General features: G+C 35.9%; 19 protein-coding genes. 18 read left to right on the top strand and 1 reads right to left on the bottom strand.

The features are described from left to right. Positions 1-89: 89 nt before the first annotated feature. The 9 genes from QD47_RS20855 (at position 90) to QD47_RS20815 (ending at position 6,823) form a co-directional block, all read left to right on the top strand. Positions 90-842 carry a hypothetical protein gene (locus QD47_RS20855; protein WP_044647930.1) on the top strand — a complete coding sequence of 251 codons (753 nt, stop codon included), beginning with the start codon at positions 90-92 and terminating at the stop codon, positions 840-842. A gap of 246 nt (positions 843-1,088) precedes the next feature. Continuing rightward, positions 1,089-2,198 (top strand): GGDEF domain-containing protein, encoded by a 1,110-nt coding sequence (locus tag QD47_RS30160; protein ID WP_052646840.1) that lies wholly within the window; start codon positions 1,089-1,091, stop codon positions 2,196-2,198. Positions 2,199-2,301: 103 nt separating this feature from the next. Further along, entirely contained in the window at positions 2,302-3,315 is a 1,014-nt protein-coding gene (locus QD47_RS20845; protein WP_044647929.1) for a hypothetical protein, read from the top strand. A gap of 292 nt (positions 3,316-3,607) precedes the next feature. Next, the gene (locus tag QD47_RS20840; RefSeq protein WP_152643838.1) at positions 3,608-4,090 is read left to right on the top strand and encodes a hypothetical protein; all 483 of its coding nucleotides are present in this window, start codon (positions 3,608-3,610) and stop codon (positions 4,088-4,090) included. Between the two features lie 261 nt (positions 4,091-4,351). Next, positions 4,352-4,606, top strand: a complete 255-nt coding sequence (locus QD47_RS20835; RefSeq protein WP_044647927.1) for a hypothetical protein — start codon at positions 4,352-4,354, stop codon at positions 4,604-4,606. After that, positions 4,593-4,988, top strand: coding sequence for a hypothetical protein (locus tag QD47_RS20830; RefSeq protein WP_044647926.1), 396 nt, complete (start codon positions 4,593-4,595; stop codon positions 4,986-4,988). Before QD47_RS20835 ends, QD47_RS20830 begins: the two co-directional genes overlap by 14 nt. A gap of 382 nt (positions 4,989-5,370) precedes the next feature. Then, positions 5,371-6,120, top strand: coding sequence for a VWA domain-containing protein (locus QD47_RS20825; protein WP_044647925.1), 750 nt, complete (start codon positions 5,371-5,373; stop codon positions 6,118-6,120). A gap of 25 nt (positions 6,121-6,145) precedes the next feature. After that, the gene (locus QD47_RS20820; protein ID WP_044647924.1) at positions 6,146-6,430 is read left to right on the top strand and encodes a hypothetical protein; all 285 of its coding nucleotides are present in this window, start codon (positions 6,146-6,148) and stop codon (positions 6,428-6,430) included. Positions 6,431-6,442: 12 nt separating this feature from the next. Then, entirely contained in the window at positions 6,443-6,823 is a 381-nt protein-coding gene (locus QD47_RS20815; RefSeq protein WP_052646838.1) for a tellurite resistance TerB family protein, read from the top strand. Between the two features lie 292 nt (positions 6,824-7,115). Here the strand turns inward: QD47_RS20815 and QD47_RS20810 are convergent, their stop codons facing one another. Further along, positions 7,116-7,934 (bottom strand): HD-GYP domain-containing protein, encoded by an 819-nt coding sequence (locus QD47_RS20810; RefSeq protein WP_052646836.1) that lies wholly within the window; start codon positions 7,932-7,934, stop codon positions 7,116-7,118. 332 nt (positions 7,935-8,266) lie between these two features. Here QD47_RS20810 and QD47_RS20805 point away from each other — a divergent pair, with 332 nt between their 5' ends. The 9 genes from QD47_RS20805 (at position 8,267) to QD47_RS20765 (ending at position 14,633) form a co-directional block, all read left to right on the top strand. Further along, positions 8,267-8,485 carry a hypothetical protein gene (locus QD47_RS20805; protein ID WP_044647923.1) on the top strand — a complete coding sequence of 73 codons (219 nt, stop codon included), beginning with the start codon at positions 8,267-8,269 and terminating at the stop codon, positions 8,483-8,485. Continuing rightward, positions 8,463-9,059 (top strand): hypothetical protein, encoded by a 597-nt coding sequence (locus QD47_RS20800; RefSeq protein ID WP_044647922.1) that lies wholly within the window; start codon positions 8,463-8,465, stop codon positions 9,057-9,059. The genes QD47_RS20805 and QD47_RS20800 overlap by 23 nt, the downstream gene beginning before the upstream one ends. Positions 9,060-9,128: 69 nt before the next feature. Further along, positions 9,129-9,383, top strand: coding sequence for a hypothetical protein (locus QD47_RS20795; protein ID WP_044647921.1), 255 nt, complete (start codon positions 9,129-9,131; stop codon positions 9,381-9,383). 35 nt (positions 9,384-9,418) lie between these two features. Continuing rightward, positions 9,419-10,003 (top strand): TerD family protein, encoded by a 585-nt coding sequence (locus tag QD47_RS20790; protein ID WP_044647920.1) that lies wholly within the window; start codon positions 9,419-9,421, stop codon positions 10,001-10,003. A 31-nt stretch (positions 10,004-10,034) separates the two neighbouring features. Continuing rightward, positions 10,035-10,616, top strand: coding sequence for a TerD family protein (locus QD47_RS20785; RefSeq protein WP_044647919.1), 582 nt, complete (start codon positions 10,035-10,037; stop codon positions 10,614-10,616). Positions 10,617-10,692: 76 nt separating this feature from the next. After that, positions 10,693-11,277 (top strand): TerD family protein, encoded by a 585-nt coding sequence (locus tag QD47_RS20780; RefSeq protein ID WP_044647918.1) that lies wholly within the window; start codon positions 10,693-10,695, stop codon positions 11,275-11,277. 127 nt (positions 11,278-11,404) lie between these two features. Then, positions 11,405-12,148, top strand: coding sequence for a DUF475 domain-containing protein (locus QD47_RS20775; protein ID WP_412177990.1), 744 nt, complete (start codon positions 11,405-11,407; stop codon positions 12,146-12,148). A 60-nt stretch (positions 12,149-12,208) separates the two neighbouring features. Continuing rightward, the gene (locus QD47_RS20770) at positions 12,209-13,420 is read left to right on the top strand and encodes an HpcH/HpaI aldolase/citrate lyase family protein (protein WP_082067256.1); all 1,212 of its coding nucleotides are present in this window, start codon (positions 12,209-12,211) and stop codon (positions 13,418-13,420) included. 79 nt (positions 13,421-13,499) lie between these two features. Continuing rightward, positions 13,500-14,633 (top strand): cysteine protease StiP family protein, encoded by a 1,134-nt coding sequence (locus tag QD47_RS20765; protein ID WP_044647917.1) that lies wholly within the window; start codon positions 13,500-13,502, stop codon positions 14,631-14,633. Positions 14,634-14,748: the final 115 nt, after the last annotated feature.

Genomic DNA, 14,748 nt, shown 5'->3' with positions numbered 1-14,748 from the left:
TGCATGCACGGTGTGGAGGAGGGGAAAAGGCGGAGATCATATCAAACCCTTACCTATTCCAATAATTTGATTTTAAGACCAAGGGCAATATGGCTTCGGCTGGCGATCACGTCAAGATTGTGCCGACCTTCTATTTCGTGAATAAGGACGGTACGAACCGGCAGCGTGTGGACTTGTATTACCACAATCAGACGAAGAGGCAGTATTTCGTGAAGATCGGCTCCAATCAGGATACCGTGCAGCGCACGATCAAATTGAATGATCCGATGCGGAATATATCCAAAACGGATATCAACAACACGGCTAATTTTGTGAAGAGCTACGGTTTCCAGCACTTTGTCCTTGAAGCCAGCAAACCAAGTCTGATTGGTGGTTATAGCTGGTTGGATCTCACCCAGCGCGTGCGAACGATGATCGGACCAGTCGATAACATCCCTGAAGGGGTAAATGTCAATCGCACAGTATCAGCCGAACAGCAATGGTACGGTGAATTTAGTTTGCCGGCATCTCCTTATGTCGTGCCATCTGGTTATAACATTATGGAATATGGTCGGACGCACAATGGCCTGAAGGACAGCTCACCGATTTGGCTTAAAAATGGATATATCGTAGTGAACTTCCAAATTGAAACGTATCGTAACGGAGAAGACAAGCCATACCTTAGGTACTATCGTTTACCTGGCGAATCTACACCACTGGACAATCAATGGCAAATGGAAGGCTTCAGTAATATCATCAACGATAAATATGGTCATAGATTTGCCGCACCGGACGGAGACGTAGCGTATTACCACGGTAACTTATCAAGTTATGATGATTTTAAATCGAATGTAACCCATTGATTTGGGAATTAAAATAATGAAAACTGACTGCATCAAGTATCCGTTGCTGTAAACAAGTCGCGTTTTTCTTTTTATTTACCACTTGTCCAAGTAAAGGAATAACAAAGAAAGATTCCATGAGTATATAGCTACATGAATAGGAATCTGGTACAATGTATTTAATAAAATACGTAATCCAAGTGGAAGCACCACTAAGCTGAGAACATCGGCTTAGTGGTGCTTTTTTGATGGGGAAGGAAGGCTTTTATGTTTAGAGATCTATTTGGAGTTAATTTTTCAGCAGGCACTGTTTTCATCTCTTTACCATTAACTCTTATTTTGCTTTATGTTACTCACCATTTATATTTAGCGAGAAGAAAACGATATTTGCCAATTACAGTATGCGCTCTTGTATTGACGGTATCGCAGCTCATATCAATTCTAGCATATGTATTTGGCTTAACAATTGAAGGGGAATTATTTCAGAAGATCTCTCTTACAAGTATAGTGCTTTTTATTGTTCTCTTGACTCAAGTTCAATGGATGCAAAAGAGATCTGAAAAGATAACATTATACACGTTAGTTATGATTTATCTAATTTTTGTGATTCTAGATTTCTTGATATTTTCAAACGTAATAATAATAATAATCTCACTCTTACTTTTAAATCAGCTTAAAGTGAATCTAAAAGCAGCAATCAAAACTACTATAATTTTATTGTTTCTGCCTCTTCAAGCTATCCTAAACATATTAGCGATTTTAACTAAATCAACAGATATGTGGGTCATATCCAATCTCTTACTACCTCTTATACTGATTATGATATTTGCTACATTACAAGATCGATTGAGCCGTTTACTTATGAATTCGTATTTTGCATCTGTCACTGATCCCCTCACGGGTATTTTTAATAAAAAGCAATATCACAAACAGCTGCAGACAGATCTTAACAAGCCGGGCAATATCATATATGCAATTTTTTGTGACATCGACAATTTCAAAAAATTAAATGACTCTGAAGGACATAATAAAGGAGACGAAATATTAATAAAAGTAGCGGGTATCGTACAAGAAGAAGTTAGTTCCTATGGTATTGCAGCTCGGTACGGTGGTGAAGAAATAGTTGCATATGTAAATCTTGAAGCAAGCGATATAGATATCAATACTCTAACTGAGCACATTAGAGCAAGAGTACATTCTGAAACAATTGTAACCCTAAGTATAGGCTACGCCAAAAGTGAACCTACAGTCACTTATGAACATTTAGTTCACATGGCAGATAAAGCCATGTATTATTCCAAGCAAAATGGGAAAAATCGTGTGACAGATTATGATGATATGAAGGTTTCAGGAAAAGCTACTTCTATGGTCAAATGATATCTGTAGAGTTATAATGAATAAAACTATGCGGAAGCACCGCTATTACAAGGCTTAATAAGCCTGTTTTAGCGCGTGCTTCTTTATTTTTAGGAGGCATAACATGAATGAAAATCTAACATATAAGCCCATTATTTTAGGAGAAGATGTTGAAACGGCCGCAGAAGTATTTTGGCCTTGGCATGAAGAAGAACATTCTACAATAATTGTTGTTGGATCTGCTACCAAAAGCCCAAGGTTGTCTTTTGTTGAACGTTTGATTTCAGAGATTCAAACCCAGGATAGAGAGGCCGTTTATCGAATAACAACTTCTGACAAGGTGCTGGGGGTGCGATTCGACAGTGACGCAATTCTTTGGTCCGAAAAAATGCCTGACCCATCAGAATTATATGAGGATAGAGATGTTTTTATCAACAATCGAAGATTTTTCTCTAGTGCTTATTTTAATCTAATTGCTTTTTCAAAAGGGGTGACTCGTAGTGATTTGATGCCTCCAACATCATATAAGTGGCATATGGAAGGACCATTAAACGGGTATATAAGAACAATTGAGAACTTAGAAGAGAGCCATGCTTTAAAGAACGAATTAAAGCATGAACTTGAAAAGCTATGTAGGGTTCCCTGGTTTAAGTCCAAAGAGAACGGAACGGTCTATTACCTTGAAGAAAGCGAAGACCTAACCATTAGAGCACTCTCCTTTTTGAGAGCTGTATGGAGTTTCTGGGCTATGGTTGGGAAGTTAGATGAACCGCAACAAATGGTGCTGGCAGTCGATATACCCAGAGAGCTTTTGGAAGTTACTCTAAATCCTTTGGTTACAGAAATTGTTTCTGTTTCATTTAATATACTTCGTTATCTCTCCTATGAAACCACTTTGGGGCTTCTCTTATCATCTGAGATGATGTATCCTGCACCGGAGAAGCAATTTAGAAATAAAATTGTTTTCAATACTGATTTAGATTCAGATTTCAACCTAAATAGCGATGACATTAAATTAGCAATAAATCCATTGCTTTATGAGAAATGGGACAAAGGTGAGCCTAATACAGGAGTATATTTTGACGATTTTATCGGGTCGCAAGTCATCCTAAATCCTAATATAAAGAACTGCTTGTAGTCAGTACGTTTTTAGTTTTTATAGATACCAAGGATCTGAAGACAGCCTTATTGTATTCTTCAGATTCTTTTTGTTTTTCATTTTTAAAGATTGGCTTCATCTTTTAGCTTTAAAATAAAAGTAATGTGTTCACTCTATGATTAACATTTAAGAAGTGATAAAATCAATAATTGAAAAGAAAGATTTGTATAACTTATTGTATGAAAAAGACCTTCCTCTGCCAAACGAACAAGCAAGCAGAATAAACACTTATACTTAGTTTTAACGTTAATTGATGTGGGTTTCTGCTGACGTGATTCAATTGATTGAGGGAACAATTTTTTTGAAACTTTTGATAAAAGGAGAAAATAAGATGGTATCGTGCGGCCTAGATTTTTACGAAATATGTAAAAATGGAATCAAACCTGTCGTTGAATTTACTGAGGGTGCACAAAATTATGAAAGTTTTGATCCGGGAATGAGAGCCAGATTGGTTTCAATGTGGAGAGGCGAGGATGAATGTTTTGGTTGTGAATTCGATTTCTCTGAATTTGAAGGATATAATAAATCCATTGAAACTCCTATATGGGTTGGCAAGAGAAATGATGAATCACTTAAATGGAGCGAAACCTTATATTATCCAAAAGATAAGATCGTTAAGTTTTATATTGGAGAGAAAGAGGAAGAGTTTTTTGTCTTAATCGAAAATATGAAACCGTTTTTGGATTTTAAGGAAAGTAATTCGAGAAAATCATATGTACAATGGTTGGAAGAACGATATTTAAAATATGTTTAACGAAATTACAAGTAAGAGGATTCAAACGTGCTAAGGTACGATGAATTACTTAAATTGCGGAGGATACAGAACTGAGTATGTTCCTAAACTCACAATGCTGGAATTAAAGAATAAGTCATTCAAGAAGCATGATTCAAGCTGAAAGTTAAAGGGTCGATTTTTCGTTTGTTAATTGAATTTATTGGGTGCTGAACTTTGAATTCGTTTGTTTTTCAAACTCAAAGAACAGGTCGAATTTTTTTCTTGAAAGAGGTGTCAATAATGAATTGCAATAATGAATTTCCCGACATTCAGGGAATAAACCAACTCGAATCGGGTGTGTTAATTCATAAGTATATATGTGTACTTGCTATGATAAATTATGGAACTCCAAAGGAGAAACTACTAGCAAAAAAAACTTTAGTTGAACTAGAACAAATAGTTTCTCTACACATCAATGATGCTGCTTTTCATTCAGCTATTGACCGTTTTGATTGGAGAGCAGAGGAAGTGGAGATCCAGAATGCATTTTCGTAGACCTTCAAAGTATTGGTTTTGGAGTCTCATACTTTTAGAATCAATATTTTTAATGTTAACAATTTTTCAGCTTAGCTTACTTATATCAACCAATCATCCAACTCTAACTGTAAAGACTTACTTCTTGCTAGGTTTTGGACTCTTATTAATAAATACTTATCTGTTTATTGGGTACTGTTATTTGGCGTGGGCAACACCTTATAAGAATAGCTTGCTTGATGTTTCTCATAAGAATCCTCAGGTACTAATTTATAAATTTGATCGTTATTTCATTATTGATAAAGTTCTCCAACAAGAAGGGCTAGATTATAAACCTTATAAAAGGCTTTCTCAAAAGGATCTCAGGGAAGTTAATTTATTGATTGAAAAAAGAGGAAGGTAGTTATTGTCGAATTTTTGTTAGAAATACATACCGGAAATATTAAAAATGTAAAAAAAATGAAATGACTTTATTCCTAATTGGTGGTATTATGGTAGTGCAATTATGATTTAGAGAAAAAGGCTGCACAATTTATAGTGTTTGTTTCTAATCAATATACCCATTTCTATAGATAAAGTATCTGATAGTCATTGGATTTTAACTAAAATTCTAATTGTAAATGTATTTAATTATTACTAATTGAATGACTCCAAAAGTTGCGAAGCACGCACAACTCAACCCTTATGGGTTTAGTTGTGCATTTTTTTTGTCAAATAATTCGATAGGAAAATGTAGCCTTGTTTAAAGCTTGAATTTTAAATAACCACAATGAGGAGGTTCAAGGGTGATTAACTTAGAAAAAGCGCAGATTGAGTTAATTAATTTAAGTAAGAAAGCATCCATTAGTTTAGCAAAAAGGGGATTAGGAGAACAAAAGGCGAAAGTCAGTGTAATTATAGATATCTCTCAATCAATGGATATTCAGCTTCACTCTGGAAAAATACAACAGGCTTTTCAACGGCTGCTCGCACTGGCCATGAACTTTGATGACAATGGAGCTGCGGACATTTTTGCTTTTGGTAAAAACGATTATTATCTTGGGGAAATTGAACAGAAAAACTTTTTTGAATTTGTAGATCGCGAGATATTAAATAAACATCAACTTGAGGGGGGGACTAAGTATGCCGGGGTGTTAAAACGAGTTGTAGATTTCTATTTTCCAGAAACAACAATTATCAAAAAAGGGTTTCTTGGCTTCGGGCGTAAGTTCTACAATGTTAGAAACATCAGGCCTGACTTACCTTGCTTTGCTATGTTTATTACTGACGGGGATTGCCATGATCCAGAAGAGACCAAAAAAATCATTCGAACTGCATCACATTTAGGCCTATTTATCCAGTTTGTGGGTATCGGTAGAAGTAATTTTTTGTTTCTTGATGAGTTGGATATTCTTGAAGATCGCTTCATTGATAATGCAAATTTTTTTAGTATAAATGATCTCTCTGAAATTACTGATAATGAGTTGTATGATCGGTTATTGAATGAATTTCCTGATTGGCTTTTATTGGCTAAGCAGAAGGGTCTCATCATATAATTTAAAGAAAGAGGGCAATGTAAAAATGAAGCAAGCAATTGCAGCCCTTAACGAAATGATTTCTCAATCTCCCTCATACTCTAATGCATCAAGGCATTTCATAATACAATCAGGGAAATTGAGTGAAACTAAACCAATTCGTTTTGATGGTTATTTGTTGACGGAAAAGGAAAAAGAGTTTCTTGTTGATTTAGTTAGGAAGAAGCTCTCGAAACGAGATATCCCAGTAGATGGAGAGGTTATTCTAGATTATCAGTTTAGTTTAAATGCTGGGCTTACTGATGGTTCTATCCATGTATATAATTTTTAGGGGGATTAATAAATGAGTACATTTACACAAAAAGTCTTAATGTTAAAGCAGGGTCTAAAGGATCAAGTTACAAAGTTTAAAAACAAGAATTTTCTTGACGCGGTAGTTGCAGGTTGTGCAATTGTTGCAGCAGCTGATGGTTCTATCGATAGCCAGGAAAAACAAAAAATGACTGGATACATTGGTCGAAGCGAAGAACTAAAAATATTTGAAATTTCATCCGTAATTGTTCGATTTAATCATTATGTCGACAACTATGACTTTGATCCGATGATTGGAAAAGTGGAAGCTATCAAGTCTATTTCTAAGTTTAAAGGGAAACCGGATATTGCAAAAGTTATAGTTAGTGTCTGTTGCGCAATTGGAGCAGCTGATGTTTGGATTGTAAACTAACTTGATTTTTAGGAAAGTTACCATATAAATGATGAAAGCTAAATATATCTCAAGTAAAAGGCTGGCCGTAGGATTAATCTGCGGTCAGCTTTTTACTTGAGATATATTTGAACTTTTTTTATTCTTATTTGTCAATAGGAAACCACGAGGATCAAATTAATAAAAAGTTAATTGAGTTAACTTAACTTAACTTAATGAAACTTTGAATATTAAAACATTAAACTAAGAATTAAGTTCATTTAAGAATCGAGCTGTCAGCTTAAGTTGAGTTAATAGACCTATACTTAAAAAGCTAAGAAGTTTTTCTTAATGATGTTGATGGTATTGTGCTATTGTTTTTTTTTGAATTTACAATATGAAAGCATTCTAAAAAATGGTCAGTGACGGTTGGGTCGAACTGTGTACCAATATTATTTTTTATTATATCAATAGCTTGTTCTGGGGCCATTGCATTACGATAACTTCGCGATGTAGTCATTGCGTCATATGCGTCACATACGGCTACGATCCTTGCTTCGATTGGAATCTCTTCCTTCGATAACCCTTTAGGATATCCCTTACCATCAACCCTCTCGTGATGATAAAGAACGATGTCAGGAACACAAGTGTTTTCAAATACAGGTATTTGAGAAACAACCTGATATCCTCTTAAAGGGTGTTCCTTCAGTAATAAAAATTCTTCCTCTGATAGTTGCCCCGGTTTATTTAATATTCCTTCAGGAATATAGATCTTGCCCAGGTCGTGCAACTTGCACCCAATATATATATTTTTACAGGCTTCATTTGAAAGCTTCATACTTTTTGCGACTTGATAGGCGTACTTGGCAACATTAGAGGAATGATATCCTGTATATCCGTCTCTAACTTCGATCATTGTAAAAAGGGTGGATATAGTATTTTTAGATATAAGGTCTTTCTTTAATATTTCGTTAATTGCAGTGCTAGATCGGCAAAAGTTAAAATATATTTGAATTGCTATTAGAATAGTGCCGAAAATTAAAAAAGAAACTTGAAATGCGAAGGGATCTTTCAGACCATTTATTATTTCAATTGCGAATAGAACGACTAGTACTATATTAAAGCTCCACAGAATACAAGAGACTTTATTCAAAAATTTAACACCTCCACAAAAGAAAAGCACCACGAAAATGACCTTTACGGACAAGTTCGTGGTGCTCCCACTTGATAGTTCTATTGATTTCCTTTATTGTATCAAATATATTGTGGTTTGATAAACCTGTCTGTAGACCTATAAAAAAAACCATTGACATTACGAAAGTCATAGGTTAATTTATAAATATACAAGAAAAGTTACAAATTATATTAAGAATTAAAAAATAAATGATTTTTCTGAGGAAGCACCTCTTACGCAAGAGAAAAACTTGCATAAGGGGTGCTTTTTGCCTTTTTTTGCTTCTGAACAGAAAAGCTTAGGGGGTAACTATGGAAGTCGGGGATGTAGTGGTTACAAAATTTAAGCAGAAGGGTGTCGTAAAAATTGCTCGTAAATATAGCCGTTATGTGACTATTGAGATAAAAGTGGCTAAACCAAATAACCACCAGATAACTGTTAGAAGTCGAGTACAAACAAGTGAACTACGAAGCATATCAAAAAAAAATGGAATGGGGTATAAGAATCATGGAAAAACAAATAAAAATTAGAGCAATAGAGATGGATATACTAAATGTTTTGCGAGGTGGAGTAGAGATTACACTGGACATTGCTGCACAATTAAACCGAACTTATTCAGCTGTGCATTCAGTACTGAACCGTATGGTAATGTACGATATCGTACAAAGAAAAGGTAATGGTATTTACTCACCTGTCAATGGAAATTTTATTGTTGCATCAGATGTGGAGGTCGTAGCTTACCGACGGAAGAGGCAAGATCGTTTATCATCAGAGGCATCTAATGATGTTATGAACATTAATCCTGAGATCGTTGACTTTGTCCGCTCTGAATATTTTAAAAATGTAGATCGCAGTCTTATCCAAAGCCGATTGAAAGAAAATGGAGTGCACATCAGTAAATACATGGTCAATCAAATTATTTATACGTATGGGATGGATCGAGAACTTTCAAAACAAAATCGTGAGAATATCACTTCAGATGTTGTCGATTATGTGCGTCTTCAATATTTTAGCAATGTTGAAGGAAGCCTTATTCAAAATCGACTGAAAGAAAATGGAGTTAATTTAAGTAAGTTTAATCTCAATCAGATTATCCATGCATAAGCGAATAGAGCATCATACCAATTGAAATGACTAACAAATAGTTGAATATAGTTATAGGAGATAATACCCATGTTTGATGGATTAATTGTTCTTCTGATGTTGTTTATTGTACTTGTATATTTAGTTAATTCAAGAAGTATAAAAGATGCTGCGATACACATGATCCAATCCGGAGAAATGATTGTGAAAGATCCAGATAAAGAGATACATAATCTTCAAACACAAAGTCGTTGGTGTACAAAAGGTATGGTCTCTATAGGCATCATTATATTGATTGTAGGGGTTGTGGTCATCCGCGATTTCGTGATTATACTTTTTCATTAATAGAATTCATTGTAATGAAGGGAGGTGTAATACATATGTCTATCAGTCTTAAAAAAGGTCACAAAGTAGACTTAACGAAAAGTCACCCTGACTTGACTAAAGTTACGATTGGTCTAGGATGGGACCCTGTTAAATCAGGCTTTTTCTCTAGTAACATAGATTGCGATGCTTCTGCTGTTTTGTTAGACGAAACAGGGAAACTTACGAAAAATGCTAATCTTGTGTACTTTGGAAATAAAAAAAGTCCTTGTGGATCGGTTGTACATTCAGGAGACAATCTGACAGGCACTGGTGATGGCGATGATGAACAAATCCATATGGATCTGAAAAATGTTCCCAATGATGTGCATCGAATTGCTTTCATCGTTAACATTTATAAATGTGAAGAGCGTAAACAGCACTTTGGAAATGTTAAAAATGCCTATATCCGTGCATTTGATCCGGGTAAGATGATTGGTAATGAACTTATTCGCTACGATCTGACGAATGACTATTCCAATATGACTGCGATTGTTTTAGGGGAAATTTACCGTCACAATGGTGAATGGAAGTTTTCAGCTACTGGTGAAGGTACGGTTGATACAAATATTAAACAACTTGTTGGACGTATTTATTCCTGAATTTTTCGAAACCGAAAGGATGTGTTAATTTATGGCTATCAGTTTATCTAAAGGTCAAAAAGTTGACCTTACTAAAACTAATCCAGACTTGGCTAACGTCATTGTCGGTCTTGGCTGGGACACGAATAAATATGATGGTGGACAAGACTTCGATCTGGATGCATCTGTTTTCTGTCTTAATAATGAAGGAAAAGTCATTAATCCAGAAAGGGATTTTGTCTTTTACAACAATCCCAAAAATGAAAACGGGTCCGTCGTACATACCGGTGACAACCTTACCGGCGATGGGGACGGGGATGATGAAACGATTACAATTGATCTAGCTAACGTGCCGGCGCATACTCACAAGGTTGCTTTCACAATTACGATTCATGATGCAAATGAACGTAATCAAAACTTTGGCCAAGTTTCTAATGCTTACGTACGAGTTCTGAATGCTGCAAATAATGAGGAGCTCATCAAATTTGACCTTGGTGAAGACTTTTCTGTAGAAACTGCAGTAATTGGCGGAGAGCTCTACCGTAACGGTGATGAATGGAAGTTCAACGCAATCGGTTCTGGCTATAGCGATGGACTCAAAGGTCTTTGTCAGGACTATGGTGTACCCCTGTAATCAGTGACACAGTCTATCATATCAAAAAGAGCCGCTTTAGTGCGGCTCTTTTCATGGAAACTAAGGAGGAAATGTTATGGCAATAATCAGTCTCACTAAAGGGCAAAGAATTGATTTGACTAAAAGTAATCCAAGTCTGGTAAAGGCGATTATCGGTCTTGGTTGGGATACTAATATATATTCTGGTGGTCATTCTTTCGATTTGGATGCTTCAGCTTTCCTTCTCCACAGTGACAATAAAGCAAAAGGAGAAAATGATTTTATATTCTACAACAAATTATCTGATCCAGCAGAGTCTGTTATACACACCGGTGATAATCGGGACGGGGACGGGGACGGCGACGATGAACAGATCATTATTGACTTTAGTAAGGTTCAACCACATATCCATCGAATTGCCATCACCGTTACTATTCATGATTATGTCAGTCGTTCGCAGAACTTCGGCCAAGTATCAAATGCTTACGTAAGGGTCGTAGATGAAAATGATAACAATGAATTAATCCGTTTTGATCTTGGGGAAAATTTCTCTACTGAAACTGCCGTTATTGTTTGTGAGTTGTACAGGCATGAAGGTGAATGGAAATTTCATGCGGTTGGTAGCGGCTTCTCGGGAGGACTGGTTGCACTTTGCAAAAATTATGGTTTGGATGCCAAGTAACTAGCTTGGAGCGAAAGCATTTAGGGTGCATTGTCTTCTAAAATAGGTAGTGCACCCAACAAAATTTTTAAATTGAGTGTATTTAAATCTATTTTTTGAAAACTAAAGCGTAATACAGGGGGTTATTATGGATATTATTTATGTAATATGGCAAGGGGTATTAAATAATTTTTCGGGTTTTTTCTCATGGCAAGGAATATTAGATACGCTTTCTACCTCTGAAGCATGGGGAAACATTCTATCGCTTGTTCTCCTTGAAGGTCTCCTTTCAGCGGATAATGCATTAGTACTAGCAGTTATGGTCAGGCACTTACCAGAGAAACAGCGAAAAAAAGCACTTTTCTATGGACTAATTGGTGCGTACCTTTTTAGATTCGTTGCTATCGGTATCGGGAATTATTTAGTATCAATGACCGCAGTTACCTTACTGGGTGCTGCATATCTTGCTTATATATCCATCAAGAACCTGTTCTTTAATGATGATGGTGGTAAAGTTCAAGGAAAACAACGTAGCTTTTGGGGAACCGTTTTGGCCGTTGAGGGAATGGATATTGCATTTAGCATTGATAGCGTGATAGCAGCATTTGGTGTCTCAAAACAAGTGTGGGTTCTTTATTTAGGCGGTATTCTGGGGATTTTGATGATGCGAAGTATTGCACAATTATTTATCAAACTAATACACAAATATCCAGCATTAGAAAAGACAGCCTTTATCATTATTTTGATTATCTCCTCTAAAATGGTAGTTGGTGTTTTTGGCATTCATATTCCACAGCTTGTATTTTTCATCCTATTGTTTGGTCTTTTCTTTGGAACTATTGTCTTGAGTATGATTCGTTCCAAGGCAGCAACAAATGCAGATAAGAGCTGAACCTCAAAAGGAGGTTTGGTTTCAAAGAAAAATATTTTTTGTGAATAAGGAGGACAGGCGGTGAAATTATTTCATCATTTATCATTATCTAAAAAGGAGTCAATTTTCTATATAGAACCGGAAGAGTTTGAGAATCATTCCCCGAAGGAAGTTCTTGCATATGGTGTTGGAGCCGCGCTTTATATGCCGGCAACAAGACCATTTGTCGTTAATGATCTCTGTTCCCAAAAACATAAAGGTCTCCAGTCTATTGTTCTAGACCTGGAAGATGCAATTGGTGACCAACAAGTTATAAAAGCTGAAGAGACATTATGTTTGACTCTAACTCAAATCGCGAGACATTTAAATGAAGGACTCCTTTCAACTCTGCAATTACCACTCTTCTTTATTCGAGTTAGGAATCCCGAACAATTAAAAAGGGTCATCGAAAAAATTGCTGGTGAAGTTATCTTAATTACTGGATTCATTCTTCCAAAGTTCAATGTATTAGAAGGAGTTAAATACTTTGAAATCCTTCGGTTATATAACAAGTCAAAGCCCATATCACATCCAACATTGTACGGACTACCAATACTTGAAACGGCTGATGTATTATACAAGGAAACTCGACTGGATGCACTTATCAATATTAAAAATGTTCTCGATAAAAATAAGGATTTAGTTCTAAATATTCGGATAGGAGCAACTGACTTTTCTAGTAGGTTTGGTCTTCGAAGAAGTCCAGATATGACGATCTATGATATTTCAATTATTCGTGATTGTATGTCAGACATTATTAATCTCTTTGGCCGGGCAGTTGATAACTATGTTATTTCTGGACCTGTATGGGAGTATTTTTCTTCAACTGTAAGAGTATTTAATTCACAGCTTAAAGATAGCTCCTTTGAAGAAACAATGATAAACCCGGGTAAAAGACCAAAATTACAAATGATTAGTAGGTATGAGGATGGACTTATAAGAGAAGTGTTACTCGACAAGGAAAATGGGATTATTGGGAAAACTATTATTCATCCAACTCATATAGATTTGGTTCAGTCATTGTATACAGTTACTCGTGAAGAATACGTAGATGCCAATTCAATAATCCATCATAACAATGGTTTACATGGTGTTGTTAGAAGCGAATTTCGTAACAAAATGAATGAGATAAAGCCTCATTTAAATTGGGCATATAAAATATTAATTCGAGCAAAAGTATATGGAGTTTTGAATGATAATATGGACTTTACATCACTGCTTGATGATCAGGCTAGATGTCTAATCCAGGTTTGATACAGATGGCGAAAATCAAATTCGAGCGTATAAGCATTGCTGTCATAACGTCGATTTTATAAATAAAGGAGAACATTTCATGTTAAGCACGATGATGAAACAAATCCAAAGACCAACTATATTGGGGAGCTACCCTCCTGAAGATGTCACGTTTTTATTGAAGGATCTGTCAGAATTCAATCTGGAGATAGGAACAGAGGATCGAGAGGAGGCAATACAAAATGGAAGGCATTATTCAGAAATGCTGCCGATTGAGTATAAGCCGTCCAACGAATACATACAGCTGTTTCACAAATTGTTAAGGGATAACGCTCGTCAAGTTGCTAGTGCTGTTGCAACAGTAGCGGAGCTAATCTTTCGAGAACATGGATCAATAACGGTTCTTGCATCATTAGCTAGAGCAGGCACACCGATTGGGATCTTAATAAAGCGATATCTAAAGATGGTGCATAGTGTGGATCTGCCACATTATAGTATTTCAATTATTCGAGGTAAGGGAATAGACGAAAATGCACTGATATATATGCTTCAGCAACATCCTGACCATGAAATTCAGTTTGTAGATGGGTGGACAGGAAAAGGCGCTATTAGACAGGTATTGATAAAGTCGGTTCTAGAATTCAATCAACAATATAAAACCTCTTTGTCGCATGATCTTGCTGTCTTGGCAGACCCCGGCGAATGCGTAAATACTTTTGGAACTCGAAAGGATTTTGTTATTCCTAGTTCTTGTTTAAACTCAACGGTTTCGGGTCTTCTGAGCAGAACAGTAATTAGAAATGATCTCATCGAAAATCATGAGTTTCATGGTGTAAAGTTTTATAAGGATTGGGGAAAAGATGACCTTTCTCAGCTTTTTGTAGAAACTATATGTGCCTACTTTTACAGTGTTACAGAAGAGTCTTCACGTTTAGCACTAGGTTACCTAGAATGTCCTGATCAGCGATCAGATACATGGAAAGGAACTAAAGACCTTCAGGCGATTCAAAAGGAGTTTAACATTAGGGATATAAATCTGATAAAGCCAGGTGTCGGAGAAACTACAAGAGTGCTCTTACGAAGAGTTCCATGGAAAATTATTGTAAACGACAAGGAGAATACTGATCTGAAACACATACTTGTGTTGGCCAGAGAACGGGGGGTAGAAATTGTTGTAAATACCAAATTGGCTTACGCATGTTGTGGAATTATTAAACCGTTGCATGATGAATGATTTAATATTCTCGTTAGTATATTCTTATGTACAAACTTAACCTGGGAATAAACCGCTATAAATATGACGGTCATTTGATGGTCTCTCATTTTAAATGGACCTTTTCTCGAACAAT

Origin of the sequence: Paenibacillus terrae, assembly GCF_000943545.1 — a bacterium.
In the GTDB taxonomy this organism is placed as follows: Bacteria; Bacillota; Bacilli; order Paenibacillales; family Paenibacillaceae; genus Paenibacillus; species Paenibacillus terrae_A.
Note: the sequence above shows the minus strand (reverse complement) of the source record. Positions and strands in the feature narration are given on the sequence as shown.

Coding starts and splice junctions, on each gene's coding strand:
- QD47_RS20855 (WP_044647930.1), top strand. CDS start 90: ATGGCTTCGGCTGGCGATCACGTCAAGATTGTGCCGACCTTCTATTTC.
- QD47_RS30160 (WP_052646840.1), top strand. CDS start 1,089: ATGTTTAGAGATCTATTTGGAGTTAATTTTTCAGCAGGCACTGTTTTC.
- QD47_RS20845 (WP_044647929.1), top strand. CDS start 2,302: ATGAATGAAAATCTAACATATAAGCCCATTATTTTAGGAGAAGATGTT.
- QD47_RS20835 (WP_044647927.1), top strand. CDS start 4,352: ATGAATTGCAATAATGAATTTCCCGACATTCAGGGAATAAACCAACTC.
- QD47_RS20830 (WP_044647926.1), top strand. CDS start 4,593: ATGCATTTTCGTAGACCTTCAAAGTATTGGTTTTGGAGTCTCATACTT.
- QD47_RS20820 (WP_044647924.1), top strand. CDS start 6,146: ATGAAGCAAGCAATTGCAGCCCTTAACGAAATGATTTCTCAATCTCCC.
- QD47_RS20815 (WP_052646838.1), top strand. CDS start 6,443: ATGAGTACATTTACACAAAAAGTCTTAATGTTAAAGCAGGGTCTAAAG.
- QD47_RS20805 (WP_044647923.1), top strand. CDS start 8,267: ATGGAAGTCGGGGATGTAGTGGTTACAAAATTTAAGCAGAAGGGTGTC.
- QD47_RS20800 (WP_044647922.1), top strand. CDS start 8,463: ATGGAAAAACAAATAAAAATTAGAGCAATAGAGATGGATATACTAAAT.
- QD47_RS20795 (WP_044647921.1), top strand. CDS start 9,129: ATGTTTGATGGATTAATTGTTCTTCTGATGTTGTTTATTGTACTTGTA.
- QD47_RS20790 (WP_044647920.1), top strand. CDS start 9,419: ATGTCTATCAGTCTTAAAAAAGGTCACAAAGTAGACTTAACGAAAAGT.
- QD47_RS20785 (WP_044647919.1), top strand. CDS start 10,035: ATGGCTATCAGTTTATCTAAAGGTCAAAAAGTTGACCTTACTAAAACT.
- QD47_RS20780 (WP_044647918.1), top strand. CDS start 10,693: ATGGCAATAATCAGTCTCACTAAAGGGCAAAGAATTGATTTGACTAAA.
- QD47_RS20775 (WP_412177990.1), top strand. CDS start 11,405: ATGGATATTATTTATGTAATATGGCAAGGGGTATTAAATAATTTTTCG.
- QD47_RS20765 (WP_044647917.1), top strand. CDS start 13,500: ATGTTAAGCACGATGATGAAACAAATCCAAAGACCAACTATATTGGGG.